Source organism: Novipirellula sp. (assembly GCF_041583735.1).
Taxonomy (GTDB): domain Bacteria; phylum Planctomycetota; class Planctomycetia; order Pirellulales; family Pirellulaceae; genus Novipirellula.
This window is the reverse complement of sequence record NZ_JBFHFD010000020.1, coordinates 1-13673: the sequence shown is the minus strand read 5'-3', so window position 1 is coordinate 13673 and position 13673 is coordinate 1. Positions and strand designations below refer to the sequence as shown.

The window sequence follows — 13673 nt, the reverse complement described above, 5'->3', positions numbered from 1 at the left end:
GAGCGAACAATCGTGTCTGACCCACGTATTCGCTGTTGGACACGTTTTGGGATCGGTTTGGGAAAGGAAGTTGGTCGATGCGTACCCTCGGAGCCGTTTGTCTGCTTCTCTCCTGTTCGGTCCTCAACACTTCTCTGCTGAATGCGGAAAGCCCTTCGGGAGTCAGGTCCCAAGGGCGTTGGCAGGCTCAGCTGCGCACCGATGTGGTGCATCTGGCCAGTGATCAGCTTCGCGGCCGTAGCGTCGATGACGACGCGATACATGTCGCGGCCGATTACGTTGCCGAACGAATGGTCGATAGCGGTTTGCGAACCGACCTTTTCCAAGGTTCTCCGTTTCAGCAGCTTGAAATCCCGGTCGGTGCTCGTCCGGGGGCTGCCGAACAGAATTTCGTGCGAGTTTTCCGCACGGTGAACGCTTCGGCCGATTCTGCGAGCGAAAGTGATCGGACCGATTCCAGCGATCTCGATTCCCGCAGTCTCGATACGGTCCAAATCGATGAATCACTTTCGGTCGGCATGAACCCGATGTCGATCGGCTCGGCCAAGGGCGATGTGGCCGCGGAGCTGTATTTCGTGGGCTATGGCATCACGGCTGCCGCATTGGACTACGACGACTACGCCGGCATCGATGTCCAAGACAAAATCGTCGCGATCCTGCGAAAAGAGCCGGGCGTGAATGACGCCAGCAGTCGCTTCGAGGGAACGAAGACCTCGCCGCACGCCTATTTTCAAACCAAAATTGAAAACGCGATCCAGCATGGGGCCGCGGCCGTGATTCTGATCAACGACCCTGGCAGCATCGAAGCGAGTGTCGCCGAGGCCGAGAAAAAGCTGACGACCGAACGCAGTCGTCTCGAGGCGGTGCGGGAACAGCTCGACCGATTGCCAGCGGAAGCCGAGAACATTCGTGCAACCCTGCGGAGCCGAATCTCCGGAATCGAAACGATGATCACCGGGCTCCGCGACGATGTCGATCAAAAGCGTCGCGGCGTATTACAAATCGCCGAAGCGGGCGGAACGGTCACCGTTACCGCGGCCAATCCCGACGATCCGAAATCGGTTGACCGCGAATCGGCCGCAACCGAAAAGAAAACAATTCCGGTCGTTTCGTTAGCGCGTGATCGATTTGATCTCGCGTTGCAAGCAACCACCGGATTCAGCCTTGCCGAACTCGAATCAAAGATTGATAGCACGTATCAACCCCAAGGCATGCTGCTTCCGGGGTTGACCGCTCACGTCAGCGTCGAGCTCCGATCGTCCAACGCCAGCACCTCGAACGTGATTGGTGAATTGCAGGGACGAGGTCCGTTGGCCGAAGAGACGGTGGTGATCGGTGCTCACTACGATCACGTGGGGATGGGGGGCTACGGATCGCTTGCGCCGGGGACGGTCGCGATCCACAACGGTGCAGACGACAATGCCAGCGGGACATCGGCAATGCTAGCAACCGCATCTTTATTGCTCGAGCGGCTCAGCGAGCACCAATCGCACCGCCGGGTGTTGTTCATCGGCTTCACGGGCGAGGAGCGTGGGTTGGTGGGGAGTAAATATTATGTGCGTCACCCTCGTTATCCGCTCGATTCCACGGTGGCGATGATCAATTTAGATATGGTGGGCCGGCTTCACGACAACGAGTTGACGGTTTACGGAACCGGAACCAGTGACGGGTTCGAGCGGCTGGTCGACGGGTTGAACCAACGCTATCAATTTAATTTGATGAAGGTCCCCAGCGGCTATGGGCCGAGCGATCATCAGTCCTTTTACGAGGCGGGGGTGCCTGTTTTATTTTTCTTCACAGGGCTTCACAACGATTATCACCGTCCAAGTGATGATTCCGACAAAATCGATTACGGTGGTCTAACCCGAATAACCGATATGGTTTCTGATGTCGTGTTTGACTTGGCGACACGCGAGACGCGTCCGCGATATGCCGAAACGGAGAAGCGAGTCCAGATTCGCCGTCAATTAACGGCGTTTATGGGAGTTTCTTTACAAGATCGAGCTGATCATGTGGTGATTTCAGGACTGACTTCGGGTGGTCCTGCCGAGCGAACTGGCTTGATGCCGGGCGATCGACTTGATCGCTTGGGGAAAAAGTCGGTACGGACGGCAGTGGACGTGTTGGATTTACTTCGCCATCGCTCGCCGGGTGATGCGTTGAAAGTAACGCTGACGCGTAACGGCCAACCGTTGGAGTTCGAGATCCGCTTGGATGCTCGTCCCGGTGGATGACAAGCAAACGCAACGTAAAAAACAGAGTAATTTTTTTCGGGGTTTGTCAGAACTGTACAGATTAGTCTTTACGGCAATCGGTATGGCTGGCACAATTCCGAGTGAGTCAGTACTGCGAGTGACAGTTCTGATAGTGTCGGCGTGAATGTCTCGGCGATGGCGATGGACGCCACGTGTACGAGTGTTTGCATTTGCGTCGAGTCAAGATCTGCGCACCCATAACGCAAGGAGAGCGGACGTGCGATTTAACTGTGTAGCGGCCATTCTAGTGGCCATCCTTACCATGACAGCCGTCGTCCCTAGTGTCGCTACGGCTCAGGAAGCATCCGCATCGAGCGGACACCGCGTCGCCGTGGTTGATGTAGCTTACATCTTCAAGAACCACCCCGGCATCAAAGCCCAAGTGGAGCGAGTCGAAGGCGATTTGAAGAGCTATGATGCTCAGCTTCAAGGCAAGCGTGAAGAGCTAAAGCAAGCTGCCGAACGTCTCAAGACGTTCAAAGTAGGCACCCCGGATTACACCGCTCAAGAAGAACAAGTGGCATCGATGGAATCGAAGCTTCGCTTGGACATGGCACGTAAGCGTAAAGAGCTTGCCGATGCCGAAGCTCGTATCTACTTTGAAAACTATCAACGGATTGCATCGGGCGTCCAATTCTTGGCGCAGCACTACAAGATCAACATGGTTCTTCGTTACAACAGCGAAGAGATGGATCTTGAAAGGGGTGAGTCGGTCATCCGTGGTGTGATGAAGAACATCGTCTATCATGACGAAGCCCTCGACATGACCAAGGGTGTGATGCAGTACTTGGACAAAGCGATCCAAGAAGACGTTGCCAAACGTGGCGGTGCGGGAACGACTCGCTAAGCAAAGCTCGATTGCGAGTTCCGCAATCCAATGACGTAAACCGACCTGTGGCATTTGAAAAGAATCAAATGCCATGGTTCGGGGACTCTCACTGCATTCGAATCCCAGCGATCTCGAATGCCGTGAACACCGTAAACACACAAGGCTCTCGCAAGGATGTGAGAGTGGGCACGGCAGGGGAGGCCGAAGCGTGACACCATCACGCAACGAACATACAATCGCGGTTTCGTGCGAAGTCCGCGGTCGAGGCTACTGGAGCGGTCGCGACGTGCGTGTCGTGATGCACCCGGCACCGGTGGGTACTGGGATTCAATTGGTCCGCAGTGATTTGCTGTCCAAACCGATGTGCCAAGCGTCTGTCGAAAATCGAAATGATGCTAATCTTCGCACCATCTTGCACGATGGCGATGCCCGTTTCGAGATGATCGAACATTTGATGGCTGCCCTGGTGGGACTCGAGATCGACAATTGTTTGGTTGAAATTGACGCCGAGGAATTGCCGGGACTTGATGGCAGTGCCGCTGCATTTGTGGCCGCGCTGCGAACCGCCGGACTTATCATTCAATCGCAACCCAAGCGTCGTTTGACGCTGCGTGAGCGGATCTATGTCGAGTCACCTGCTGGGTGGATCGAAGCAACTCCCGCAGAAGATGGCCATACTTCGTACGAGTATCGCTTGAGTTTCGATGGTCCTTCGCCGATCTTTGATCAAACCTTCACACTGCGAATGACACCGGAACGATTTATCCGTGATGTCGCTCCGGCTCGAACGTTTGTCACGGAAGCTCAGGCTCAATCACTGCGAGAGCAGGGGGTCGCATCGCACGTCACCAACCAAGACTTGTTGGTGATCGGCGAACACGGTCCGATTGAAAACACGCTACGGTTTCGCGACGAATGTGCACGGCACAAAGTGCTCGATCTGATTGGTGACTTGGCGCTTGCCAATGTCGAATTGGTCGGGAACTTTGTTTCCTATCGTGGCGGACACAACCTTAACGGCCGCATGGCTCAGCGACTTGCTGAGCTCGCAGCCTCGCAGATTCCCCTAACCCATATTTCACAATCGCATCGAAATGTTGCTTAGCCATAGCAGTGATTTCTCCGTGCGGATGTGGGATTACAACCGAGAGATGTTTGGAGCCGAAACATGAGTACCCAGATTGCTCAGACTGCGGTGGTTGATCCACGTGCTAAGTTAGGGACGAATGTACGCATTGGTCACTTCTGCGTGATCGGTCCGGATGTCAGCATCGGTGACGATACTTTGCTCGAAGACCATGTGGTTCTTTCCGGCGTTACCTCGCTCGGCGAAGAGAACCATGTGTTCCCAGGCTGCGTGATCGGTGCGGACCCGCAAGACACAAGCTACAAGGGGACCCCAACGCAGGTGCAGATCGGCGACGGCAACGTCTTCCGCGAGTACTGCACGGTCAACCGCGCTACGGAAAAAGAAGACGGTATCACCCGAGTCGGTCACAACAATTACTTTATGGCTCACACCCATATTGCCCACGACTGCAAAGTCGGTGACCGCAATGTGATGGCCAACAATGTGATGATCGGCGGACACGCGCACATCGGCAACGACATCACCATCGCCGGTGGCGTTGGCATCGTGCACTTTGCATCGGTCGGCAACATGAGCTTTATTAGCGCGATGGCGCGAGTGCTTCATGATGTTCCACCCTACATCATCGTCGATGGCCAGCCCGCCAAGCCTCGCGCGGTCAACACGATCGGGATGAAACGACATGGATTTCCCAAAGAAGACATTGAAATCCTGACCAAAGCTTACAAGTTACTCTATCGATCCTATGTGGGACTCGATGCCGCCAAGGAACAATTGTTGTCCACTGGCCCCATTCGGCCTGTGCTTCGCGAATTGTTCAATTTCATGGATACAACGGTTGCCGGTCAAAAAGGCCGTGGTCGCGACCGAAGGAGAAAAGCAGCGTGAGTCGGTTACGAATCGCAGTCATCGGTGCAGGTCATCTAGGACGTATCCACGCCAAATTGTTGCAACAGGTCGACGGGGTCGAGCTTGTTGCCGTGACCGATCCCTTCGCACAGGCTCGGGCAAAAGTAGAAGAACTGTTTTCAGTTCCCACGTTTGCCGATTACCGAGAATGTATCCCTAAGATCGATGCGGCGGTGGTTGCGGCTCCGACCGATTTGCACGCGGAAATCGCCACTGATTTGCTCAAAGCTGGCAAACACGCCTTCGTGGAAAAACCATTGGCGGCGAATGGCCCCGACGCGCAGCGAATTGCGAATCTGGCGAGAAGCCGCAACCTGACTCTGCAGGTCGGGCACGTCGAACGATTTAACCCGGCGTTCGCTGCCTTGGAAGACTTGGCAGTGGATGCGAAGTACGTCGAAGCGGTCCGCGCTTCGCGGTTCCCCGGTCGCTGTCTTGACGTCGGCGTGGTGATGGATTTGATGATTCATGATTTGGATCTTGTCCTGTCGTTGACCAATGCACCGGTGCGTTCGGTATCCGCCAGCGGAATGTCGGTGATCAGCAGTCACGAAGACATCGCCGAAACTCGCATTGAATTTGAATGTGGGTTGGTTGCCAATTTGAAAGCGTCGCGACTGAGTCCAACTCCGGCTCGGCAAATGCAGATTTTTGGTGCGAATGGCTTTGCGGATATCGACTTTGGCAAACCATCGCTGACCTCGGTTTGTCCAAGTGCGTCGGTGGTGGACCGTACTTTTGATCTCGATAGCGAAGTCGACAACCCGCTTGTGTGTGCGGATCAAATCTTCACCGAATCGCTGAAGTGTGTGACCAAGGAATTGGAACCACGCAATGCGATCTTGGATGAACTTCACGACTTTGCGATCAGCATCCAAACCGGTATCTCGCCGGCCGTCAACGGAGACGCCGGTGCAAGAGCCGTCGTCGTTGCCGACCAAATCCTCGACTCGATCAAGAAACGTACCTGGTACCGCGATTCGAGTACCACCGAAGTCGGTCCGCACGCGATGGTGCGTCAACGCATCGAATCGGCCAGTCGTCGTGCCGGACAAAATCGACGCGCTGCGTAGCGGCGAGAAGTGTCATCGAGTGTGCGTGTGGGTGATTGAGATCTTCTTTATGGTCCCCACTCGGGGGTGTACGGTGCTGCGTTCTCTCCTCGCCCCTGACGCACTGTCGGCGGTCATGCCGCTTTGGGGGGGTGAACCTGCGGTTTTCCGAAGTCGCCTTAATAAGGAGTGCCTCCGGCGCCGCGGGCAAGGCGTATGCTGGTAACCGTATGCTGGTAACGTTGTGACCTCGGGTTGGGACTACTTTGCCGCCAAACCTGCCTTGCGATCTGATTTCGGATGTCAATAAGCAGGAAAACGGGCGAAGTGGTTGACGGCAGGGCGGGGATTCACGTGCAACCAACCGAGGGACCTGTTACACTAACTGACGTGCGATTGCGCCGGAGCACTTCAGAATCGAAAGCCCGCTAGATGATTCACCTTCCTGAAATTTTGTCGTCGATAGAAGACCCTACAAGTTTTCTTCTCGAGTCAATTAGATCAGCGGTGCTTGTTGACGATGTGACCGTGCTCGTCTCGATTTTGGATGAGATTGAAGACGCATCCGAAAGATCGTTGATCGAGAAACTTAAGATTGACTCCGGGTTTCGCAGCCAAGTCTTTGCGGGAATTCAAACGGTCACGTTCAACAAGGCTGCCGTGGAGTTGTTTGAGGCGGAGTCGATCGAGGAGCTGAATCGACGTGCCTCCGAACTCGCCCCCCCGGATGCGCTTTCGTCGCTTGCAAGTTATTTGCAAGCGATTGATCGCAGGGATTCTAATTTCAGCGACGACGTCGCCTTCATGACGCTCAAGGGAAAGCGGATTTATGTCCGCGCCAACGTCAACGTCTTCAGTAATGGTGACAAGACGTATGCTGTTAATTCCTTCACCAACATCACCGATTGGTACAACGACCGAAATGCGCTCGCTGCAGTGCGAACGCGTTACGCACTGGCGTTGAAGGGAAGCCAGTTTGGCGTATGGGATTTTGACATCCCCAATCAACAAGTGATCCGAGATAACGAATACCTGCGGATTCTTGGATATCGCGAAGGCGAGATCGACCGGTCTGTAATGGGGGTGCGTGCCCTGATGCATCCCGAGGATTTAAGCCAGCTCGATGCGATGGGTGAATTTCCGGATACCTTTGATTACGAATTTCGTATTCGCCGCAAAACAGGCGAGTACCGTTGGCTTCGTCTCGAAGGATCGGTCTGCGAATGGAACGCCAAAGGTGAAAAAATACGCGCCGTCGGTACGGTGCGAGACACTTCGGTTGAGCGGCAACAGTTGGAGTTGATGAATCTTGAAAAAGAGATTTTCAAGAACGCATCCGAGGGAACGTCGATTGAATCGCTGCTTTCTTTGGTTGCGAGCAAGATTGACGTGGCCTTTCCGGCGCTCCGCTGCTTGGTGTTGATGTTGGATGAGGCCAGGCAATCGATTCGGTATGCCGCCGCTCCATCACTACCTGAGGATGTCCGAAGGACGCTGCTGGGGTTTCCCATCATGAGTGAAGCGACAACCTGTCGCGCGGCGATGCAATCGGGATCGTTTCGATTTATTCAAGACGTGATGTTGAGTCCCGAGTTTTCTGCGACCGCATCGTTTTGCGGCCCAATAGGAATCAAGACGATTGGGTCGATGCCGATCACCGACAGCACGAACACGACGTTGGGGACGATTTGTTTGGCGTCCAACGACGCGAACTGCCGTCCTCCTGAGGATCTCGTCAGCCTTGAACGCGTGGCGAGGTCGCTGGCGTTAGTGATCGAACGCGAGAAACAAAAAGAGCGTGCTCGAAAGCGAGAGCTACAGCTTCAAAATCAGCAAAAGTTTGAGAGTCTTGGAAAATTGGCGAGTGGGATCGCGCACGACTTCAATAATTTGTTGACCGTGATCATGACCAACGCCGAGTTATGCAACTTTAACTTGCCGCCGGGAAGCGTGGCCAACGACAACCTGGATCAAGTGGTCGATGCGGCCGAGATGGCATCATCGCTCTGTAAACAAATGCTGACGTTTGCGGGGCAATCCCAATCGCAAACTCAGCATGTGGACCTCGCACAAGCCGCGACCAAAGTCGCCAGTCTGGTGGGGTCGGCGACCAAAAAAGGAATTCATATCGATCTACATATCGCGCCGGGCACACCGAATGTTTGGGGAGACGTGACCGCGCTTTCGCAAGTCTTGTTGAACTTATTGACCAACGCGGTCGAAGCGATCGGTGAATCAGGCGAGGTGCACATCGACGTTGCCACCAAACAAGTCTCACAAGTGGAAATTGATGGCTTCATCTTTAGTGGAAAGATCCAGCCTGGAGAGCATGTCTTCGTTACCGTGAAAGACAACGGAGCCGGGATCTCGCCCGAGACATTGCATTGCATTTTTGACCCCTTCTTTACCACCAAATCGACAGGACAAGGGGTCGGCTTGGCAACGGTACTCGGGATCGTCGAACAGCACGGCGGCGCCATCGACTTGCAATCTTCTGTGGGATCGGGAACCGAATTCACGATTCTGTTTCCGGCGCTATCCGATTTGCAGCCTGCTGCCGAAAAATCAGTCTCGAACTGAGTCGCGAGTGATGAAGCCGACGGGGAACGTGCGGCGGTGCCGCCGTTTGCGACAGCGATGCCGCCGCAAACGGTGTTTCGATTCCGCTTATCCGAGATGATCGTTTCGCCTACTTATTCGATTGGCGTTTCTTTGTTGCCATCACGAAGGAACGGCTTTCGCTCTTGTTCGCCTTGGGCTGGCTTGAATTCGCGAACCCAAATATTACGGAATCGTACGGGGTTGCCGTGGTCTTGCAGCGAGATCGGACCGACGGGTTCGTGAGCTTTGTATTCGGGGGGGCGGTTGTAGGGGGTGTCCCCTTTTAGCTCGAAGTGATTCAGGATCAAGACTCCATTGTGAACCACGGTAACGTACGCGGGCGAAACTAATTCTTTGTCATCGCCGAAACGGGGCGCGGTCCAGAAAATGTCGTAAGCATTCCATTCGCCTGGCGGACGCGTCGCGTTGACCGCCGGTGGTGTTTGTTTGTAAATCGCTCCGGCTTGTCCATCAAAATAGGTTTCGTTGTCATACGAGTCCAAGACTTGGATTTCGTATCGCCCCATCATGAACACACCACTGTTGCCGCGACCTTGTCCGCTGCCTTTGGCAGGTGTCGGTGCTGACCACTCGATATGAAGTTGGCAATCACCAAACTCTTGCTTCGTGGTGATCATGCCTTCGCCGGTGCTCGCGACACCGTCTTTGACGTTCCACTTGTCGCCGTTTTTCCATTCGGACAGATCGGCGCCGTCAAACAAAATCACGGCGTCCGAGGGGGCGTCTGCATTGGATTCGCCCGGAGTCACCTTGGGCGGTTCCTGCCATTTGATCCCATTAAGGTACTCTTCGGCCGAGAGCGATGAAGCCGAAAGTGCGACGGACAATCCGAGGCCGCCCAGCAGGGCAAAACGTGTCAAAGGAAGAAAAACGCTACGTTTCATGTGGTTTCTCAAAGATGGGGGGAAGGTTTATGAGGTGGTTTCGAAGGATTCGAGTGCCAACCACGCACGATTTGATCGGCTTTCGTATTCTCGAACAATCAGAGTTTACACAGCGTCAAAAGTGTTGACGAGCAGGAAGCCCCCGATATAGTGAATTAGCGGTTCGCGATACCTCGCTGCGAGATATTCGGCCCACTCCCGCCCGCCCATTCCCTGGGCTACTCGTATCAGCCAGTAGCGTGCTGATACTGGATTGGCGTTATCAGACTCGCTGTTCTCTGAAATCCATACGCCTTCGTTGCTTCACAAGCTTGATGCGATTGGTACACAAGCGAAGTGTAAACGTCGTTGGTGCTTTCAGAGATCAGCGTGCAAACGAACTCTGAAAGCACGAGTAATGCCATGCCCTTTCGAACGATCTTGTTCGCTGTCGTTTCACTAATTTGCATCGATTTAGTGGCAAAGGAGTCCTCGGATCCCCAAGTATCGCTGAGTTATGCTCGCGACATTGAGCCGATTTTTCGCAACAAGTGTTTTGGATGCCACCAAGGCGCGAAGCAGCTAGGTCAATACAAAATGACCGACTTCGCGTCGTTGCTCGCAGGCGGCGAGAGTGAATCCGCGGCGATTGTGCCCGGTAAACCAGACGAAAGTTATCTGGTCGATCAAATCACGCCAGTCGATGGGCATGCCGAGATGCCGAAATCTCCGGCCAAGCCACTGCACGCCAGCGAGATTGAAAAGATTCGGCAATGGATCTCCGATGGCGCAATGGATGATTCGCCAAAGTCGACGGGGCCGACTTACACTCCAGACCATCCGCCCGTTTACGTCGGGCCACCCACACTGCCGTCGATCGATGTTTCCCCCGATGGGCAACAAATCGCCGTCGCAGGGTTTCATGAAATCATCCTGCTCAATAGTGAGAACGGGGAAACGATTTCGCGTTTGATTGGAATGAGTCCACGAATCAATACCGTCCGCTTTTCGCCCGACGGAAAACGGATCGCCGCGACCGGTGGAACTCCTGGGGTGCAAGGCGAACTGCAGATCTGGGACGTCGCATCCACAGAACTGAAAATGTCGTTGCCCTTTACGCATGACACGCTTGGCGGTGCAAGCTGGTCTCCCGACGGAAGCAAGCTTGCCTTTGGCGCGACCGACAATGTGATTCGCGCGATTGACACCGCATCGGGCCAGCAGGTGCTGTTTCAAGGGGCGCATGACGATTGGGTTCGCGACACTGTCTTTACACCCGATGGGACTCATTTGATTTCGGTCGCTCGCGATATGTCGTGCAAGTTGACCGAGGTTGCCACTGAGCGATTTGTTGACAACATCACGTCGATTACACCGGGGGCCCTTTCGGGAGGACTCAATAGTGTCGCGATTCATCCCGAGCGAAATGAAATTCTGGTTGGCGGTGCGGACGGTGTCGCCAAGGTTTATCGTGTGTTTCGCGAAACCGCTCGCAAGATCGGCGATGATGCCAACTTGATCCGTAATCTGCCAGCGATGCCAGGCCGAATCTTCAGTGTCGCCATTAGCCCTGATGGGACACGCTTGGCCGCCGCGTCGACGCTCGATGGTCGCAGCGAAGTGCGAGTTTGGAAGTATGACTTTATCGGCACCTTGTCGGAAGAAGTCAAAAAAATCATGGCCAAACGAGGGCCTCAACGCTCGGCAAACGAAAAAGAAATGCTGGCGGCCTATCAGTCCAAGGAAACCACCGAGATCGCAAAATGGAGTAGCGACACCGCGGCGGTTTACGCGATTCGTTTCTCCAGCGACAACGGACTCGTGATTGCCGGTAACGATGCCGTGCTGCGGCGAATCGATGCTGATGGAAAGCTTGTGTCCGAGTTTCCGGTGGTTGCGGTCGAAAGTGAAAAGAACACCAAACACGGTGCCTTTGACGCCAAGGCGTGGATGCGAGCCCAGTCGGCGTCTGCCGAATCGTTAACGGACGAACCGGCCGTGGATGCGAAATGGGCTCGCCAATTGACGGTCTATCCCGAGACGATTCGATTGGATTCGCCCTACGCCTACAGCCAAATTGTGGTGATGGCGACGCTTGCGGATGACTCGACTGTGGACGTGACCCGTTTTTGCGAAGTCCACGTTCCCTCGCTGATCGCAATTGACCAGCGTGGTTTGATGAGACCGATTGCTGATGGCCATGGCGAGATGGTGGTTCGCTTTGGCGAGCTTACGAAAACAGTCTCTGTTGATGTCGCTTGCTACGGTGACGACGATGCCCCCGGCGCGGTTGACTACATTCACGACGTCAATCCCGTGCTCAGCCGGTTGGGGTGTAACCAAGGAACATGTCATGGGGCCCAAAAAGGAAAAAACGGATTTCGGCTGTCGCTTCGCGGTTACGATCCCGTGTTCGATTTGCGAGCGCTCAAAGACGACTTGGCGGCTCGACGTATCAACCCCGCCTCGCCGGACGACTCGTTGATGCTGAGAAAACCGCTCGGGTTGACACCGCATCAAGGTGGTGTGCTGATGGTCGACGGAGACCCCAACCATGCGATTCTGCGACGCTGGATTGCCGATGGGAGCCAGGTGGATTTGCAGTCACCCCGTGTTGCATCGATCGAGATTTCCCCGAGCAATCCAACGGTCCAAGCGATCAAGTCGCGTCAACAAGTGCGAGTGGTCGCGACCTATCGCAACGGCACTTCGCGTGACGTGACCAGCGAAGCGTTTATCGAAAGCGGGAACTCCGAAGTCGCCAGCGCCGATGCCAAGGGCTTGCTGACGGCGATTCGCCGCGGCGAAGCTCCCATCTTAGCTCGTTTCGAAGGTGCCTATGCGGCAACGACATTAACCGTGATGGGCGATCGATCGGGGTACGAAGATCCGGTGCTTCTCACCCACAACACGATCGATGAACTCGTCGCCCAGAAATGGCAGCGAGTCAAAGTGGTCCCCAGCCCGCTGTGTGATGACGCCACGTTCTTGCGCCGTGTCCATCTTGATTTAACCGGACTGTTGCCCACCAGCGATCAAGTCAAATCGTTCTTGGCCGACACGACCGACTCGCGTGAAAAGCGTGCCAAGGTGATTGATGAATTGATCGGCAGCGAAGCCTATATCGCCTACTGGACCAATAAATGGTGCGACCTGTTGCAAGTCAATCGGAAGTTTCTCGGGGTCGAGGGAAGCACGAAGTTTCAAGAATGGATTCGCACTTGCGTTGCTGAAAACCGGCCCTATGACCAATTTGTCCGCGAGCTGTTAACCGCCAGCGGATCGAACAACGAAAATCCTCCGGCGTCGTATTTCAAAGTGCTGCGAACGCCCGAAGACACGATGGAGAACACGACGCATTTGTTCTTGGGAATCCGCTTCAATTGCAACAAGTGCCACGATCATCCGTTTGAGCGTTGGACCCAAGACCAGTACTTCGAAATGTCGGCCTACTTTGCGCAGGTCGATCTGAAAAAGGATCCCGCCTCGGGAGATCGCAAAATTGGTGGTTCGGCAGTCGAAGGTGCCAAGCCGCTGTTTGAAATCGTGACGGACAAAACAAGCGGTGAGATCAAGCATGGCAGAACCGGGGATACCGTCCCGCCGAAATTTCCCTTCGCCGTCGACCATGAAACAAGCGACAATGCCTCGCGACGCGAGCAGCTTGCTCGCTGGATGACCGATGCCGACAATCCGTACTTTGCCCGCAGTTATGTCAACCGCTTGTGGGGCTATTTGCTTGGCGTCGGTTTGATCGAACCGATCGACGACATTCGTGCCGGCAACCCACCGACCAATCCCGAACTGCTGAACTTCTTGACGGATCGTTTTGTCGAATCCGGGTTTGATACGCGGACGATGCATCGTTTGATTTGCAATAGTCGAACCTATCAGCTAAGCATCGAGTCGAATCCGCTAAACGAAGACGACCATCTGAATTACTCGCATGCCATGCCGCGGCGATTGCCTGCCGAAGTGATTTACGATGCAGTGCACCAGGTTACCGGAGCGATTAGTTCGATTCCCGGTGTGGCCAAGGGAACACGAGCTGCC

The 13673-nt window shown here is 54.7% G+C and carries 8 protein-coding genes; 7 read left to right on the top strand and 1 reads right to left on the bottom strand.

What is annotated here, in order from left to right; translation table 11 throughout:
• Positions 1 to 77: 77 nt before the first annotated feature.
• The 6 genes from ABX962_RS03160 to ABX962_RS03135 all read left to right on the top strand — a co-directional run bounded on the left by ABX962_RS03160 (position 78) and on the right by ABX962_RS03135 (position 8715).
• Positions 78 to 2234, top strand: coding sequence for a M28 family peptidase (locus ABX962_RS03160; RefSeq protein WP_372716538.1), 2157 nt, complete (start codon positions 78 to 80; stop codon positions 2232 to 2234).
• A 238-nt stretch (positions 2235 to 2472) separates the two neighbouring features.
• The gene (locus tag ABX962_RS03155; RefSeq protein WP_372716536.1) at positions 2473 to 3102 is read left to right on the top strand and encodes an OmpH family outer membrane protein; all 630 of its coding nucleotides are present in this window, start codon (positions 2473 to 2475) and stop codon (positions 3100 to 3102) included.
• A gap of 190 nt (positions 3103 to 3292) precedes the next feature.
• Positions 3293 to 4189 carry a UDP-3-O-acyl-N-acetylglucosamine deacetylase gene (gene lpxC / locus ABX962_RS03150; RefSeq protein ID WP_372716534.1) on the top strand — a complete coding sequence of 299 codons (897 nt, stop codon included), beginning with the start codon at positions 3293 to 3295 and terminating at the stop codon, positions 4187 to 4189.
• Between the two features lie 63 nt (positions 4190 to 4252).
• Positions 4253 to 5062 (top strand): acyl-ACP--UDP-N-acetylglucosamine O-acyltransferase, encoded by an 810-nt coding sequence (gene lpxA / locus ABX962_RS03145; protein WP_339936140.1) that lies wholly within the window; start codon positions 4253 to 4255, stop codon positions 5060 to 5062.
• Entirely contained in the window at positions 5059 to 6156 is a 1098-nt protein-coding gene (locus tag ABX962_RS03140) for a Gfo/Idh/MocA family oxidoreductase (RefSeq protein WP_372716532.1), read from the top strand. Before lpxA ends, ABX962_RS03140 begins: the two co-directional genes overlap by 4 nt.
• Before the next feature lie 486 nt (positions 6157 to 6642).
• A complete protein-coding gene (locus tag ABX962_RS03135) occupies positions 6643 to 8715 on the top strand; it encodes an ATP-binding protein (protein ID WP_372716530.1) in 2073 nt (690 codons plus the stop codon).
• A gap of 113 nt (positions 8716 to 8828) precedes the next feature.
• Here ABX962_RS03135 and ABX962_RS03130 read toward each other — a convergent pair whose 3' ends face one another.
• Complete coding sequence (locus tag ABX962_RS03130; protein WP_372716528.1) at positions 8829 to 9641, bottom strand: DUF1080 domain-containing protein; 813 nt, start codon at positions 9639 to 9641, stop codon at positions 8829 to 8831.
• A 402-nt stretch (positions 9642 to 10043) separates the two neighbouring features.
• Between ABX962_RS03130 and ABX962_RS03125 the strand changes: the two genes are divergently transcribed.
• Positions 10044 to 13673, top strand: a 3630-nt coding sequence (locus tag ABX962_RS03125; RefSeq protein ID WP_372716526.1) for a DUF1549 domain-containing protein, incomplete at its 3' end; no start/stop codon positions are given.